Raw genomic sequence first — 16,031 nt, 5'->3', positions numbered from 1 at the left:
CACCGTGGTACTGGATGGGCCACTCGAAGCTCGTGATCCTACTTCCGGTGGACGCTCCGTGGCGGCCCGCCGGTATCGTCAGCCGCCGTGAACAGCCAGATCGTCCCGGTCGCGGTGGTCGGGCCGACGGCCACCGGCAAGACCGCGCTCGCCGTCGAGCTGGCCCTCGAACTGGGCGGCGAAGTCGTCAACGCCGACGCGCTCCAGCTCTACCGCGGCATGGACATCGGCACCGCGAAAGCCACCGAAGCCGAGCGCCGCGGCGTCCCGCACCACCTCCTCGACGTGCTGGATGTGACCGAGACGGCGTCCGTCGCGGCCTACCAGCGCGACGCGCGCGCCGAGATCGAGCGGCTCCTGGCCGGGGGCAAGGTGCCGGTGCTGACCGGCGGGTCCGGGCTCTACGTCCAGGCGGTGCTCGACGACCTGCGGTTCCCGGGCACCGACCCGGTGGTGCGCGCCCGGCTGGACGCCGAAGCCGTCGAAGCCGGCACTCCCGCCCTCTACACCCGGTTGAGTGAACGCGACCCGGCCGCCGCGGCCGCGATCCTGCCGACCAACACACGCCGGATCGTGCGCGCGCTCGAGGTCATCGAGATCACCGGCGCGCCGTTCTCGGCGAACCTGCCGAAGCCCGGCCCGGCCCGCTACGACACGGTCGTGATCGGCGTCGACCGGGAAGCGGGCGAGCTCGACGAGCGCGTCGACGAACGCGTCCGGCGGATGTTCGCCGCCGGACTGGTCGATGAAGTCCGCGCGCTCCTGGAGCGGGGTCTGCGCGAAGGCAAGACGGCGTCACGGGCGCTGGGGTACCAGCAGGTGCTCGCCGAGCTGGACGGCGAAGGCGACTTCGAGGCGGCCGCCGCGGCGACGGCGCAGGCCACCCGGCGCTTCGTCCGGAAGCAACGGTCCTGGTTCCGGCGCGACAAACGGATCCATTGGTACGACGGCGCGGAAACCGGGCTGGCCGCACGCGTCCTGGATACCCTGGGCCGGTAATCTTGCCCCTATGGGCGGAATCGAGTTCCTCAAGGGGCACGGCACGCAGAACGACTTCGTGCTGCTCCCCGACCCGGCGGGCCGCCTCGAGCTGACCGAGGCGAGGGTCGCCGCGCTGTGCGACCGCCAGCGCGGCCTCGGGGCCGACGGTGTGCTCCGCGTCGTCCGCGCCGCGGCGCTGGACATCCCGTCCGAGGGCGAGTGGTTCATGGACTACCGCAACGCCGACGGGTCGATCGCCGAGATGTGCGGCAACGGCGTGCGGGTCTTCGCCCGCTACCTCGTCGACGCCGGTCTCGCGACCGAGGGCGAGTTCGTCATCGGCACCCGGGCCGGCGACCGCCCGGTGGTGGTGCACCCGGACCGTTCGGTGACGGTGTGGATGGGACCGGCGACGATCACCGGCACGTCGGTGACGGTGGTGGCCGGCCGGCCGTTCTCGGGTGTGGCGGTGAACGTCGGCAACCCGCACCTGGTGTCGGTGCTCGACGACGTCGACGTCGCCGACCTCGATCTGCGCGACCAGCCCGACTTCGACCACGACGTCTTCCCGCACGGGGTCAACCTCGAGTTCGTCAACCGCATCGGCGAGGGCGCGCTGCGGATGCGCGTGCACGAGCGCGGCGTGGGGGAGACCCGGGCGTGCGGCACGGGCACGGTGGCCGCGGTGGCGGCGGCGCTGCACCTGGCGGGCACGGACACGGGAGCGTCCACGGTGGACATCCCGGGCGGCCGGGTCGAGGTGACGGTGGCGCGCGGCGAGTCGACGCTGTCCGGGCCCGCGGAGATCGTGGCGCGCGGCGAGCTCGACGAAGCCTGGTGGGCCGCCGCCGGTTCGTGACGGCGTCAGCCGGTTTCGAGGGCGTTCAGGATCTTCCAGGTGTGCCAGTGCGAGTCGTGCTCCTGACAGAGCAAGGAAACGGCGGTCAGCACCGCCACGAGCGCGTTGGTGTGCGTGACCTGGCCCGGCGCGGTGATGTGGTGGCTGGTCACCTGCTGGCTGAAACTCGTCGGGGCGGGCGCTCCGCTGCCCGGCGACCACGGTGTCATGGCGTTCAGCAAGGGCATCACGGTGGCCAGTTCGCGCAAGATGCCGAGCGAAGCGAAGAAGGACAACCCCGCGCTGCGGGCTCGTTCCGACAACGTCTGGACGCGGCTCGGCGCCGGGGCGTGGCTGTGCCGATCGCCGTAGACGATCGTGAACGCGGTGCGGGCAAGCTCGTCGATGAGGTTCGCGGCCGCCGACTGAGCCGGTGCCGGAAGATCGAGACGAAGTGCCCGGACCGCTTCCCGGGCGACCCGGACCGACGGTGCCGCCGCGGGGGCCCGGTCCACCTCGTCCAGGCGGCTGTCGCAGTGGTCGAGGATCGGCTCGCGGCGGTCGTCGAGAACGGCGTGGACCGAGGCTGTTTCGTCGTCGTGGGCGGCCAGGAGCAGCTTGACGGTTTCCGGGTCGGGCACCCAGGCCAGGGGAACGCCGTGCGCCAACGAGAGCCGGACGGCCGCGAAGTAGTCGACGTCCGCCTTGCCATCGGAGACCCAGTTCGGCGGAGCGGCCCGCCGATGGAGCTCGTCGACCCTCTTGCCCGAGGCCCTGGCCGTTCGTTCGACCCAGGGCCAGAACCCGTCGATCGCGCGTCCGATGGAGTCCGCCAGCTGCTGCGTGGGCTCGGGGGCCGGCTCGGCCGCAGCCGGTTGGACCAAGGGCCGGAACGGTCGCAGCAGGTCAGCGACGGCGAACACGAACTCGTCTCCGGTCGCCGCGGGACGCTCCCCGCCCGGCGCATCCGTACTCATGGCGAGAGATTAACGGTCCGGCCCGGCGGAATTCCCGTTTCCGCGGCAGGAATTCCGCCGGGCCCACCGGCGTCAGATCTTCGCTTGCACCGAGAAGTCGCCTTCGCGCGTCTCCACCGACGTGATCGCGCCCGCGAGACGGATGTCCGGCTCGATGCCCGCGAACCGGGCCAGCACCTCGGCCGGGCCGGTCACCGTCAGCGTCTCCACCGCCGTCCGCATCGACACCTTCGCGTCCGTCTTCGCCCGGCGCACCGCGGCGATCACCTCGCCGGCCAGCGTCAGCAGTTCCGGATCGCCCTCGGACGCCGACGCCGCGGGCCAGGACGCCCGGTGCACCGAACCCTCCTGCCACCACGACCAGACCTCCTCGGTCGCGAACGGCAGGAACGGCGCGAACAGCCGCAGCACCGCCGACAACGCCGTCACCAGCGCGGCCTGGGCCGACTGCGCTCCCGCCGGCCCGCTGTCGCCGTACGCGCGGCCCTTCACCAGCTCGACGTAGTCGTCGCAGAACGTCCAGAAGAACGTCTCCGTCACCTGCAGCGCCCGCGCGTAGTCCAGTGCCTCCAACGCCGCCGTCGCCTGCTCGACGACGACGGCCAGTGAAGCCAGCAGCGCCCGGTCCAGCGGCTCCGTGGCGACCGCGTCCGGCGTCGGCACGCCGAGACCGAGCACGAACCGGCTCGCGTTGAGCAGCTTCGTCGCCAGGCGGCGGCCGACCTTCATCTGGCCTTCGTCCACCGCCGTGTCGACGCCGGGGCGCGCGCTCGCCGCCCAGTACCGCACCGCGTCGGAGCCGAAGCGCTCCAGCAGGTCCACCGGTGTCGTCACGTTGCCCTTGGACTTCGACATCTTCTTGCGGTCCGGGTCGAGCACCCAGCCCGCGATCGACGCCGCCCGCCACGGCAGCACGCGGTGCTCCAGCTCCGCACGCACCGCCGTCGAAAACAGCCAGGTGCGGATGATCTCGTGCGCCTGCGGCCGCAGGTCCATCGGGAAGACCCGCTCGAACAGGTCGTCGTCGAGGCTCCAGCGGCCGACGATCTGCGGCGTCAGCGACGACGTCGCCCACGTGTCCATCACGTCCGCCTCGGCGACGAACCCGCCCGGCACGCCGCGCTGGTCTTCGGTGAAGCCCGGCGGGACGTCGCTGCTCGGGTCGACCGGCAACGCGGTGTCGTCCGGCAGCAGACGCGCGTCGTAATCCGGCTCACCATGGGGATCGACCCGGTACCACAACGGGATCGGCACGCCGAAGAACCGCTGGCGGCTGACCAGCCAGTCGCCGGCCAGGTTCTCGACCCACGACGAGTAGCGCACCTTCATGTGCTTCGGCACCCAGTTCAGCTCTTCGCCGCGGGCCAGCATGCGGCTCCGGAACGCCTCGTCGGTGCCGCCGTTGCGCAGGTACCACTGCCGGCTGGCCACGATCTCCAGCGGCCGGTCGCCCTGTTCGTAGAACTTCACCGAGTGCGTGATCGGCCGCGGTTCCCCGTGCAGGGCACCGGATTCGCGCAGCAGCCGGACCATGATCTCGCGTCCCGTGTGGACGGTCTTGCCGACCAGCGGCGCGTACGCCTCCGCCGGCACGCCGTGCGGCGCGTCGGGCAGGAACCGGCCGTCGCGCCCCAGGACCACCCGCGTCGCCAGGCGCAGCTCGCGCCACCACGTGATGTCGGTGATGTCGCCGAAGGTGCAGACCATCGCGATGCCGCGGCCCTTTTCGGGATCCGCCAAGTGGTGTGCCACCACCGGCACCTCGACTCCGAACACCGGCGACCGCACGGACTTCCCGAACAGCGGCTTGAAGCGCTCGTCGTCCGGGTGGGCGACCAGCGCGACGCACGCGGGCAGCAGCTCCGGCCGGGTCGTCGCGATCACGACGTCCGAGCCGTCCTCGGCCGTGAACGCGAGGTCGTGGAACGCGCCGGGGCGTTCGCGGTCCTCCAGTTCGGCCTGTGCGACGGCGGTGCGGAAGCTGACGTCCCAGAGCGTCGGCGCTTCGGCCTGGTACGCCTCACCCCGTTCGAGGTTGCGCAGGAACGCGCGCTGCGAGATCAGCCGCGAGTCGTGGCCGATCGTCTGGTAGGTCATCGTCCAGTCGACCGACAGCCCGAGCTGCCGCCACAACGCCTCGAACGCCTTCTCGTCGGTCACGGTCAGGGTTTCGCACAGCTCGACGAAGTTCCGCCGCGAGATCGAGACCACGTCCTTGCCCGGCTTCTCCGGGGCGCGGAAGGCCGGGTCGTAGGGCAGCGACGGATCGCAGCGGACGCCGAAGTGGTTCTGCACGCGACGTTCGGTCGGCAGGCCGTTGTCGTCCCACCCCATCGGGTAGAACACCTCGAGCCCGCGCATCCGCTTGAACCGCGCGAGAACGTCGGTGTGGGTGAAGGAGAAGACGTGCCCGATGTGCAGCGACCCGCTGACCGTCGGCGGCGGCGTGTCGATCGAGTAGACCTCTTCGCGCGTCTTCGTGCGGTCGAAGCGGTAGGCGCCGGTGGACTCCCATACGGGTACCCACTTGGCCTCCAGACCGTCGACACCGACCTTGTCCGGGACTCGCGGGCGCTCGTACGGAGTACTCATGAACCAACTCTAGGCGGCGGGAGAACCGCTTTTCGCCGCGGTCGGCAGATCGCGCATGTGCCGCAGGGGTGAGCACACCACCCACAACGCCGAGGCCACCTCGCCGGCGAGCGCCACCCACAGCGCGCCGTGCAGCCCGAGCACTTCGCCGAGCGCGCCGCCCAGCAGTCCGCCGAGCGGGATCGTGCCCCAGACGACGAACCGGACGCTCGCGTTCATCCGGCCGAGCAGCCGGTCCGGGCAGATCGCCTGCCGGTAGGAGACCTGCGCGACGTTGTAGGTGACGAGGCCGAACCCGCCGAGGACCAGGCCTGCCCCGGCGAGCACGAGGCGCCAGCCCGGCGCGGCGAGGGCGAGCATGAGCTGGCCGGGCCAGGTGAACAGCGGGACCAGCCAGATCGCCCGCGCCTGGCCGAGCCGCCGGGTGACCGCGCCGGAGCAGAGCGCGCCGAGGATCCCGCCCGCGCCGCCGGCCGCCAGCAGCACGCCGACCGCGGCCGGCGGCAGCCCGGCGACCCGAGTCAGGAACAACACCTGCACGGCGGCGAGCGCGCCGCCGAAGAAGTTCGCCGTCGCCGTGCACGCCACGATCGCGCGCAGCGGCTTGTCGGAGAAGACGAACCGCAGCCCTTCGACGATCTGCGGGAGCAGCCGGGCGTGGACGCCGCGGTCCGGCTCGGGGTCCCTCGTGCGGATGCGGAGCAGGCACAGCGCCGACGTCAGGAAGCCGAGGCCGGTGACGAGCACCGTGTTCGCCGCGCTGATGAGCTGGACCAGCACGCCGGCCGCGCTCGGCCCGGCGATCTGCGCGGTCGACTGGACGGCCTGCAGCTTCGCGTTGCCCTCCACCAGGCGCTCCCGGCCGACGAGCGAAGGCAGGTACGACTGGTACGCGATGTCGAAGAACAGCGTCGCGATGCCGACGAGCAGGACGACCACCAGCAGCTGCGCGAGCGTCAGCACGCCCGCCCACCAGGCGATCGGCACGCTCAGCAGCAGCGCGAACCGGGTGAAGTCGGCGGTGAGCATCACCCGGCGGCGGCTCAACCGGTCGACCCACACCCCGGCGGGCAGCCCGAGCAGCAGGAAGGCGAGCGTCTCGGCCGCGGCCAGCAGACCCATCTCGAACGGCGTCGCGGCCAGTGTCACCGCGGCCAGCAGCGGGACGGCGGTGTTCCCGACGAACGTGCCGAGCTGACTGGCCGTGTCGCCGGCGAAGAGCCGCCTGAAGTCGGCGTGGCGGAAGAGTGACCCCCTGTGCATGGCTCCCGAGTCTGGCCCGAGTGATTGGAAAGTGTCAATCACTGTTCGCTCTAGGCTGTGCGCGTGCCGCCCGAGAAACGACGTACCGCCACCGAAGCCGAGGCCGCCGCGCTGGCCTCCGGAATACGGCTGCGCATCATCCGGTTGACCTTTTCGGAGGCGCTCACGAACAAGGAGCTCGCCGAGCGGCTCGGGCGGGACCCCGCGACGACCCTGCACCACGTGCGCAAGCTCGTCGAGACCGGGTTCCTGGCCGCGCAGCCGCCGCGCCGCGGAGCCCGGGGCGCGAAGGAAATTCCGTATCTTTCGACGGGGCTGTCGTGGACACTCGACTCATGCGGTGATCAGGGTGTGAAGCAGGCGGCGCTCGAGGCCTATCTGGCCGAGATCGCCGATACCGGTCTCGAGGAAGTGCGTCAGACGCGCCTCGTCGTCCAGGTGGCCCCTGAGGAGCGGGAAGAGCTGGAAACCCGGCTCGACGCCCTGTTCGAGGAGTTCCGCGCGCGCCCCCGCCGTCCCGGCGCCGAGCGCACCGCGGTCTACCTCGCCACCTATCCCAGCACGTAAAAGTTCGGTTCCCGCGGCGAATCGTGGGAACATGGAGGCACGATGACAGAACTGACACACACCGAAGACCACGACGACGACCTGTACGACCCGTCGACAGGTGAGATGGAGCTCGAGGACCGCGCGTCCCTGCGGCGCGTCGCGGGACTGTCCACCGAGCTCGACGACGTCACCGAGGTCGAGTACCGGCAACTGCGGCTCGAACGCGTCGTACTGGTCGGCGTGTGGACCGAGGGCACCGCCCTGCAGTCCGAGGCTTCGCTGGCCGAGCTGGCGCGCCTGGCCGAGACGGCGGGCTCGGAAGTCCTCGAAGGGCTCATCCAGCGGCGGACCAAGCCGGACCCGGCCACCTACATCGGCTCGGGCAAGGTGCGGGAAGTCCGCGACATCGTCGTTTCGACCGGCGCCGACACCGTGATCTGCGACGGCGAGCTCTCGCCGGGCCAGCTGCGGCAGCTCGAGGAGAAGGTCAAGGTCAAGGTCATCGACCGGACCGCCCTGATCCTCGACATCTTCGCCCAGCACGCCCGGTCCAAGGAGGGCAAGGCGCAGGTCGAGCTGGCCCAGCTGCAGTACCTGATCCCGCGGCTGCGCGGGTGGGGTGCGTCGCTGTCCCGGCAGGCCGGTGGCCGCGCCGGTGGCGCGAACGGCGGCGTGGGCCTGCGTGGTCCCGGTGAGACCAAGCTCGAGACCGACCGGCGGCGGATCAACAAGCGCGTGGCGAAGCTGCGCCGGGAGATCGCCGCCATGGACACCATCCGCGAGACCAAGCGCGGGCGGCGGCTGGCCAACGAGGTGCCCAGCGTGGCGATCGTCGGCTACACCAACGCCGGCAAGTCGAGCCTGCTCAACGCGCTGACCGGGGCCGGGGTGCTGGTGGAGGACGCGTTGTTCGCCACCCTCGACCCGACCACGCGGCGCGCGCAGACCGCGGACGGGCGCGGCTACACGCTGACCGACACCGTCGGGTTCGTGCGGCACCTGCCGCACCAGCTGGTGGACGCGTTCCGCTCGACGCTCGAGGAGGCGGCGGACGCCGACCTGCTCGTGCACGTGGTGGACGGGGCCGACCCGGCGCCGGAGGAGCAGGTCAGCGCCGTGCGCGAGGTGCTCGGCGAGATCACGCGCAAGCGCAACGAGCCGCTCCCGCCGGAGCTGCTGGTGATCAACAAGATCGACGCGTCCGACGAGGTCAGCCTCGCCCGGCTGCGGCACGCGCTGGCCGGCTCGGTGCCGGTCTCGGCGCGGACCGGGGCGGGCATCGCGGAGCTCGTCGAGGTGATCGCCGAGCGGCTGCCCCGGCCGGAGGTCACGGTCGACGCCCTCGTGCCCTACGCGCGCGGCGAGCTGGTCGCGCGGGTGCACGCGGAAGGCGAGGTGCTCGAAGAGGAGCACGCCGAGGACGGCACGCGCCTGCTGGCGCGGGTCCGCCCGGATCTCGCCGCGGCTTTGCGGGAGTACGAGACCAACTCGACCCGGGCCTGAGACGTCTACATTCCAGTGTGCGATCGGCGTGATCGCACACTGGAATGTTTTCGGAGGTGGCTGGGTGCGCTGGGTGGTCGCGACGGCGGCGGGGTTCTTGGCGTTGTCGAGCGGGCCTTCACCGGCGTGGGCGGCGGAAACGCCGCAGCCGGTGTGCTCGGTGAAGGACTCGCGCATCGGCGAGCTGTCCGGCCTGGTTTCCGACGGCGCGAAGCTCTACGCGATCAACGACGGCGGCACCAAGGTCCAGGTGTTCGTCCTGGGCCGGGACTGCAAGGTCCAGAAGGTCCTGTCCGACAAGACGGACCCGTTCGACGTCGAAGACCTGGCCCGCACCCCCGACGGGACGCTCTGGCTGTCCGACACCGGTGACAACAAGAAGGGCCGGCTGACGGTCGCCCTGCTGGAGATGAGCCCGGCGGGCAAGGTGACCGTGCACCGGCTCACGTACCCGGACGGCCAGCACGACACCGAAGCGCTGATCATGGACAAGGCGGGAACGCCGTACCTGATCACCAAGGACATCCTCGGCGAGGCCAAGGTGTACCGGCCTTCGGGGCCGCTGGCCAGTCCCGGGCCGACCAACCTGGAGAAGGTCGGCACGGTGAAGATCTCCGAGACCGACACGCCGGGCGGCCCGGTGGGCTCGTTCGGCTCGGTGCTCGTGACGGGTGGCGCGTCTACGGCCGACGGAAACGTCGTGGCGCTGCGGACCTACACCGACGCGTACGTGTACGCGGTTCCCGACGGCGACGTGCTGGCCGCGCTGCAGCGGACGCCGGTCCGGATCCCGTTGCCGGGGGAGAAGCAGGGCGAGGCGATCGCGTTCGACCCCGACGGGACGCTGCTTTCGGGCAGTGAGGGGGTCGGCGAGCCGATCCGCGCGGTGAAGGGCGCGGCGGCGCTGGCTCCTCCCGTGTCGGCTTCGGCGGACGGCAAGCCCGCGTCGAGTGCGAGCGGCGGTGCGTCGGACGGCGGGGGAGTGCCGGTGCTGCCGGCGGCGGGGATCGCGGTCGCCGTGGTGGGCCTCGGCTGGTTCGGCTTCACCAGGCTGCGCCGCCGCCGCGCCTGACGTGGTCGCCGTCCGGCGGACGGCCGGCCCCTCCGAGCGGTGCGGGGCGCGGCCGGCGTGGCCGCGCGTCCTGCGCATCGCACGGAGGGGCGAACACGAGCACGTCGTCCGGCTCGGCGGGGGACGGGGCCGGGCTTCCCGTCCTGCCCGCCGGCGGGATCACGCCCGCGGTGGCTCCGCTGCCGATCTCGGCTCCCCACGGCCAAGATCATCCGATCCGGTGAACCTCCCGGGCCGTGCGATAGCCCGGAAGGCACCCCTCAAAGGCGTCGCAGCACGGCGACGACCTTGCCGAGCACCGTCGCGTCGTCGCCGGGGATCGGCTCGTACGCCTCGTTGTGCGGCATCAGCCAGATGTGGCCGCCCTTGCGCTTGAACGTCTTGACCGTGGCCTCGCCGTCGATCATCGCCGCGACGATCTCGCCGTTGTCCGCGTCCGGCTGCTGCCGGACCACGACCCAGTCGCCGTCGGTGATGGCCGCGTCGATCATCGAGTCGCCGGTGACCTTCAGCAGGAACAGCTCACCCTCGCCGACGATCTCCCGCGGCAGCGGGAAGACGTCCTCGATGGCCTGCTCGGCCAGCACCGGGCCACCGGCGGCGATCCGGCCGACCAGCGGCACGTACGCCGCCTTCGGCATGACCGGCTGCTGGTCCATCTCGATGCCCATGGGGTTGTCGTCGGTCGCCGAGAGCACGCCGACCGCGCGGGGACGGTTCGCGTCCCGCCGCAGATAACCCTTGCGCTGCAGGGCACGCAGCTGGTGCGAGACCGACGACGTCGACGTCAGCCCGACCGCCTCCCCGATCTCGCGCACGCTCGGCGGGTAGCCGAAGCGGCTCACCCAGCCGCGGATGACGTCGAGGACCTGCTGCTGGCGGACGGTGAGGGTCTCGTCCACGTCGTACACCTCCGGCATGGAGTGCACACTGCCCCCGGGGGACCCACTGGTCCTGCCCGCCTTGTTCTCCTTCGCCACTGCGTCGCCTCCCAGACGTTCGCTGCACGTATCGCGCGCCGGCTGCCGCCCGCCGGGTGCGGGCAGCCTCGCCGGCGGCATCTGCCCGGCAGATGCCCTGGTCACCGACGTTAGCCCCCGGGCACGACGATTTCAAACATCTGTTCGATCGACACGCCGTGTCCGCTCGATTTTGTCGGTGGCAGGTGGTAGACCTTCGCACGGGCGTTCGATAGAACGCCTGTTCGACCTTGATCCACGGGCCGGCCCCGGCCCCGGAAACAGGCGGACACCAGGGTTTCGAGGAGGTTCGGATGTCCATTCTGGCCGAACGCGGGCAGGCCCGCCCGGCGATCCCGGTCCCGGCGCCACCCCGGCCCGTGCGCGTCCTGCGCGGGCGCCGCGGCGAGGTGCAGCGCCCGCCGACACGCGCACGCGTCGTCGCGGGTCGTCGCCCGGCCGGTTCCCCGTGTGCGGCACCGCGCCGGGTGCCGGTGCGGTGGCCGTGGCTCGCCGCGCTCGCCGTCGCGAGCTGCCTCGTGGTCACCGGGCTCGGCGTTTTCGGTGGTGGCGGCGCCGCGAGCGCGCCCGTGCCGGAACGGACGGCCACGGTGTCGGTCGGTCAGGGCGACACCCTTTCTTCGCTGGCCGCGCGGTTCGCGCCGGACAGCGACGCGAGCGCGGTCGTCGCCCGGATCAAGGAGCTCAACCGCCTGGACGAGGCCGTCCTGGTGCCCGGGCTGCCGCTGACGGTGCCGGTCGCCGGTGCCGTTCCCGCGCCGTGACGCCCGCGGACCGGCCGGACGAAGATCACTCGCTCCGGTGAACCTTCCGCTGGGCCGAACCGGTGAACGCCAGCGTCGCCGCGGGATGGTCCGTTCGGTTCTCACCCGGGCGGGGTCGACCGCGGCCGTGTCGCTTGCGCACGCCCCCGCCGAGTTCTACGCTCGCCCGCTATATGTAGTAGTTACACCGCTGTAGTTGGTCCACAGGTTGGGGTAGACTGGACAGCAGTTGTCCACAGCTGGTCGGCTCTTACCCACCGGATGTCCACAAAACGATCACCAGGTGCAGGGGTGCGTGGTGGCCGGCGGACGTCGACCGGGGCGGTCGGCCGTGAGGGGAAGGTGATCGGCGGATGAGGTGCCCGTTCTGCCGGCATGCGGACTCCCGGGTCGTCGACTCCCGAGAGGTGGATGAAGGCCAGGCGATCCGCCGGCGGCGCTCGTGCGCGTCGTGCGGACGGCGGTTCACGACTTCGGAGACGATGGTGCTCGCCGTCGTCAAGCGGTCCGGGGTCACCGAACAGTTCAGCCGGGACAAGGTGGTGAGCGGCGTCCGCCGCGCCTGCCAGGGCAGGCCGGTCGACGACGACGCGCTGCAGCAGCTCGCGCAGCGCGTGGAGGAGTCGATCCGCTCCGCCGGTCTGGCGGAGATCCCGAGTCACGAGGTCGGCCTGGCCATCCTGGGCCCGCTGCGTGACCTCGACGGGGTCGCCTACCTCCGGTTCGCCAGTGTCTACCGCTCCTTCTCGTCGGTCGAAGACTTCGAGAAGGAGATCTCCGATCTCCGTGAGGCCATGGCGGGTTCTGCTGCCCCGGAGGAGAGCGATCAGCGCGACGACGGTGACTGACCGTCCCGCTGCGGGAGTGAGGGATCGACCGATGACCGAAACCGTGGGAACCGGGGCCGGCGCGGCCGCCGGCAAGAAGAGCAAGGCCACCGGCGGCCTGAGCGTGAAGCGCGTCTTCACGACCGAGGGGAAGCACCCCTACGACCAGGTGACCTGGGAACAGCGCGACGTCGTGATGACGAACTGGCGCGACGGCTCGGTCAACTTCGAACAGCGCGGCGTGGAGTTCCCCGCGTCCTGGTCGGTCAACGCCACGAACATCGTCACCAGCAAGTACTTCCGCGGTGCCGTCGGCAGCCCGCAGCGCGAGCGCAGCCTCAAGCAGCTCATCGACCGCGTCGTGAAGACGTACGTCAAGGCCGCGCGCGACCACGGCTACTTCGCCGCACCGCAGGACCTCGAAATCTTCGAGCACGAGCTCACCTGGATGCTGCTGCACCAGGTCTTCAGCTTCAACTCCCCGGTGTGGTTCAACGTCGGCACGACGTCGAAGCAGCAGGTCTCGGCGTGTTTCATCCTCGCCGTCGACGACACGATGGAGTCGATCCTCAACTGGTACCGCGAAGAGGGCCTCATCTTCAAGGGCGGCTCGGGCGCCGGCCTGAACCTCTCGCGCATCCGCTCCTCGAAGGAGCTGCTCACCTCCGGCGGCACCGCGTCCGGCCCGGTCTCGTTCATGCGCGGCGCCGACGCGTCCGCGGGCACCATCAAGTCCGGCGGCGCCACCCGGCGCGCGGCGAAGATGGTCGTGCTCGACATCGACCACCCGGACATCGAGGAGTTCGTCCGGACGAAGGCCCGCGAAGAGGAGAAGATCAAGGTCCTGCGCGACGCCGGGTTCGACATGGACCTCTCCGGCGCGGACATCTCCTCGGTGCAGTACCAGAACGCGAACAACTCGGTCCGCGTGTCCGACGAGTTCATGCAGGCGGTCGAGAACGGCACCGACTTCGGCCTGCGCGCCCGGCTCACCGGCGAGGTGATCGACCGGACCGACGCGAAGAAGCTGTTCCGCGGCGTCGCGCAGGCCGCGTGGGAGTGCGCCGACCCCGGTATCCAGTACGACGGCACGATCAACGACTGGCACACCTGCCCGGAGTCGGGCCGGATCACCGCGTCGAACCCGTGCAGCGAGTACATGCACCTCGACAACTCGAGCTGCAACCTCGCGTCGCTGAACCTGCTCAAGTTCGTCACGCCCGAAGGCACGTTCGACGCGCCGCTGTTCGCGCGAGCCGTCGAGTTCATCATCACCGCGATGGACGTCTCGATCTGCTTCGCGGACTTCCCGACCGAGCCAATCGCCGACACCACGCGGAAGTTCCGCCAGCTCGGCATCGGGTACGCCAACCTGGGTGCGCTGCTGATGGCGCTCGGCCACGCGTACGACTCCGACGGCGGCCGCGCGCTCGCGGCGGCGATCACGTCGCTGATGACCGGTGTTTCCTACCGGCGCTCGGCGGAGATGGCGCAGGCGGTCGGCGCGTACGAGGGTTACGCGCGCAACGCCGAGTCGCACCAGCGCGTGATGCGCAAGCACGCGGCGGCGAACGAGCTCGTCCGCACCTACCACTCGAACGACGCCGCGGTCCGCGCGCTGGCGACGCAGGAGTGGAAGAAGGGCATCGACATCGGCACGAAGCACGGCTGGCGCAACGCGCAGGCGTCCGTGCTCGCGCCCACCGGCACCATCGGCTTCATGATGGACTGCGACACCACCGGCATCGAGCCGGACTTCTCGCTGGTGAAGTTCAAGAAGCTCGTCGGCGGCGGGTCGATGCAGATCGTCAACCAGACGGTGCCCCGCGCGCTCGAGGCGCTGGGCTACCAGGCCGAGCAGGTCGAGGCGATCGTCGAGTTCGTGGCGCAGAACGGCCACGTCGTCGACGCGCCGGGGCTGCGTCCCGAGCACTACGAGGTGTTCGACTGCGCGGTCGGCGAGCGCTCGATCGCGCCGATGGGGCACGTCCGGATGATGGCCGCGGTGCAGCCGTTCCTGTCGGGTGCCATCTCGAAGACGGTCAACATGCCGGAGACGGCGACGGTCGAAGAGGTCGAGGAGATCTACTTCCAGGGCTGGAAGCTCGGTCTCAAGGCGCTGGCGATCTACCGCGACAACTGCAAGGTCGGCCAGCCGCTGTCGACGGCCAAGAAGGACAAGGCCGTCGCGGAGCCGGAGAAGGTCGTCGAGTACCGGCCGGTGCGCAAGCGCCTGCCGAAGAAGCGCCCGAGCCAGACGGTGTCGTTCACCGTCGGCGGCGCGGAGGGCTACCTGACGGCGGGGTCGTACCCGGACGACGGCCTCGGCGAGATCTTCGTCAAGCTGGGCAAGCAGGGCTCGACCCTCGCGGGCGTGATGGACGCGTTCTCGATGTCGATCTCGGTGGGCCTGCAGCACGGCATCCCGCTCGAGTTCTACGTCTCGAAGTTCTCGAACCTGCGCTTCGAGCCGGCGGGCATGACCGACGACCCGGACATCCGCATCGCGACGAGCGTGATGGACTACCTGTTCCGCCGCCTGGCGCTGGACTACCTGCCGCACGAGAAGCGTTCGCAGCTGGGCATCCTGTCGGCGGACGAGCGCTCGGCGGAGGTGGAGGCGAGCTACGGCACACCGGACCTCGAAACCCTGAGGTCCACAGTGGACTCCTCACCGGAGCCGCACGCGGAGGAGCCCCTGCACCCGCACCGCGAAGCCCAGACGACGACGGAGCTGATGGAGCTCCGCCTCGGCAAGGCGGCGGACGCCCCGCTGTGCATGACGTGCGGAACGAAGATGCGCCCGGCAGGCTCGTGCTACGCCTGCGAAGGCTGCGGCGCGACGTCCGGTTGTAGCTGACGGTCGAGCTGCGGCAGGCGTTCAGTCGAACGCCTGCCGCAGCTCGGAAACCGGCGGCAGGTCGCCGACGAAGCCGAACCGGCCCGCGAGCATTTCGCGAGCTCCGTCCATGAAGGACTTCAACGCGAGCCGCGACAACGCCGCGCCGATGCTGACGCGGCGGACGCCGATCGCGGCCAGCTGGTCCAGGGTGATCGACGGGTCCGCGAAGCCCATCACGACGTTGACCGGCTTGCCCACCGACGACACCACCGCGCGCATCTCCGACAAAGTCCGCAACCCCGGCGCGTACAGCACGTCGGCGCCCGCTTCTTCGAATGCCTGCAGGCGCTTGATCGTGTCGGCGAAGTCGTTCGCGCCCCACAGCTGGTTCTCGGTGCGGGCCGTGAGCACCACCGAACGCGCCCGTGCCGTCTCGACCGCCGCGCGGACGCGGTCGACCGCCAGGCCGAAGTCGTAGATCGGCGCGTCCGGGTCGCTCGACTGGTCCTCGATCGACACGCCGGCCGCGCCCACGTCGGCCGCCGCGTCGATCATCTTCGCCGCTTCGGCCGGGTCGTCGGCGAAGCCGTTCTCGAGGTCCGCGTTGACGGGCAAGGGCGTCGCCTCGGCGATCTCCCGGACGTTGGCCAGGATCTCCGCCCGGGTCGCGCGGGTCCGGCCCACCACGTTGGCCACGCCGAGGCTCGTCGTGGCCAGCGCCTCGTAGCCGAGCCCGGCGAGCAGCCGGGCGGTTCCGGCGTCCCACGGGTTCGGCAGCAGGAGAGGATCGGGCCGATCGTGCAGTGCCCGGAACACGTCGGCGGTCGTCATGCGTCCACCTTC

The 16,031-nt window shown here is 71.0% G+C and carries 13 protein-coding genes; 8 read left to right on the top strand and 5 right to left on the bottom strand.

From position 1 onward, the window contains the following. The first annotated feature begins 87 nt into the window (after positions 1–87). Positions 88–999 (top strand): tRNA (adenosine(37)-N6)-dimethylallyltransferase MiaA, encoded by a 912-nt coding sequence (gene miaA / locus ACZ7PG_RS10185; protein WP_470238727.1) that lies wholly within the window; start codon positions 88–90, stop codon positions 997–999. Positions 1,000–1,009: 10 nt separating this feature from the next. After that, positions 1,010–1,840, top strand: coding sequence for a diaminopimelate epimerase (gene dapF / locus ACZ7PG_RS10180; protein WP_470238726.1), 831 nt, complete (start codon positions 1,010–1,012; stop codon positions 1,838–1,840). 5 nt (positions 1,841–1,845) lie between these two features. On the opposite strand, the gene ACZ7PG_RS10175 is transcribed toward dapF, so the two are convergent. The 3 genes from ACZ7PG_RS10175 to ACZ7PG_RS10165 form a co-directional block, all read right to left on the bottom strand. Then, positions 1,846–2,796 carry a hypothetical protein gene (locus ACZ7PG_RS10175; RefSeq protein ID WP_470238725.1) on the bottom strand — a complete coding sequence of 317 codons (951 nt, stop codon included), beginning with the start codon at positions 2,794–2,796 and terminating at the stop codon, positions 1,846–1,848. A 72-nt stretch (positions 2,797–2,868) separates the two neighbouring features. After that, positions 2,869–5,388 (bottom strand): valine--tRNA ligase, encoded by a 2,520-nt coding sequence (valS, locus tag ACZ7PG_RS10170; protein ID WP_470238724.1) that lies wholly within the window; start codon positions 5,386–5,388, stop codon positions 2,869–2,871. Positions 5,389–5,397: 9 nt separating this feature from the next. After that, positions 5,398–6,651: an MFS transporter gene (locus ACZ7PG_RS10165; RefSeq protein WP_470238723.1), complete on the bottom strand. Its 1,254-nt coding sequence runs from the start codon at positions 6,649–6,651 to the stop codon at positions 5,398–5,400. 63 nt (positions 6,652–6,714) lie between these two features. On the opposite strand from ACZ7PG_RS10165, the gene ACZ7PG_RS10160 reads away from it, so the two are divergent. From ACZ7PG_RS10160 to ACZ7PG_RS10150, 3 genes are all read left to right on the top strand, one after another. Then, positions 6,715–7,218 carry an ArsR/SmtB family transcription factor gene (locus tag ACZ7PG_RS10160; RefSeq protein ID WP_470238722.1) on the top strand — a complete coding sequence of 168 codons (504 nt, stop codon included), beginning with the start codon at positions 6,715–6,717 and terminating at the stop codon, positions 7,216–7,218. A 42-nt stretch (positions 7,219–7,260) separates the two neighbouring features. Next, the gene (hflX, locus tag ACZ7PG_RS10155; RefSeq protein ID WP_470238721.1) at positions 7,261–8,703 is read left to right on the top strand and encodes a GTPase HflX; all 1,443 of its coding nucleotides are present in this window, start codon (positions 7,261–7,263) and stop codon (positions 8,701–8,703) included. Positions 8,704–8,767: 64 nt separating this feature from the next. Continuing rightward, entirely contained in the window at positions 8,768–9,775 is a 1,008-nt protein-coding gene (locus ACZ7PG_RS10150; protein ID WP_470238720.1) for an NHL repeat-containing protein, read from the top strand. Positions 9,776–10,035: 260 nt separating this feature from the next. On the opposite strand, the gene lexA is transcribed toward ACZ7PG_RS10150, so the two are convergent. Continuing rightward, positions 10,036–10,695 (bottom strand): transcriptional repressor LexA, encoded by a 660-nt coding sequence (gene lexA / locus ACZ7PG_RS10145; RefSeq protein WP_364385062.1) that lies wholly within the window; start codon positions 10,693–10,695, stop codon positions 10,036–10,038. Positions 10,696–11,048: 353 nt separating this feature from the next. Between lexA and ACZ7PG_RS10140 the strand changes: the two genes are divergently transcribed. The 3 genes from ACZ7PG_RS10140 (at position 11,049) to ACZ7PG_RS10130 (ending at position 15,206) form a co-directional block, all read left to right on the top strand. Further along, complete coding sequence (locus tag ACZ7PG_RS10140) at positions 11,049–11,519, top strand: LysM peptidoglycan-binding domain-containing protein (RefSeq protein ID WP_470238719.1); 471 nt, start codon at positions 11,049–11,051, stop codon at positions 11,517–11,519. A 353-nt stretch (positions 11,520–11,872) separates the two neighbouring features. Beyond that, positions 11,873–12,367, top strand: a complete 495-nt coding sequence (gene nrdR / locus ACZ7PG_RS10135) for a transcriptional regulator NrdR (protein ID WP_470238718.1) — start codon at positions 11,873–11,875, stop codon at positions 12,365–12,367. A gap of 31 nt (positions 12,368–12,398) precedes the next feature. Beyond that, complete coding sequence (locus ACZ7PG_RS10130; RefSeq protein ID WP_470238717.1) at positions 12,399–15,206, top strand: vitamin B12-dependent ribonucleotide reductase; 2,808 nt, start codon at positions 12,399–12,401, stop codon at positions 15,204–15,206. A 21-nt stretch (positions 15,207–15,227) separates the two neighbouring features. On the opposite strand, the gene ACZ7PG_RS10125 is transcribed toward ACZ7PG_RS10130, so the two are convergent. Continuing rightward, a complete protein-coding gene (locus tag ACZ7PG_RS10125) occupies positions 15,228–16,019 on the bottom strand; it encodes an isocitrate lyase/PEP mutase family protein (protein WP_470238716.1) in 792 nt (263 codons plus the stop codon). Between the last annotated feature and the right edge of the window lie 12 nt (positions 16,020–16,031).

The organism is Amycolatopsis sp. NPDC114504 (assembly GCF_055633595.1).
The sequence above is the reverse complement of the archived record's forward strand: the minus strand, read 5'-3'. Positions and strand labels throughout refer to the sequence as shown.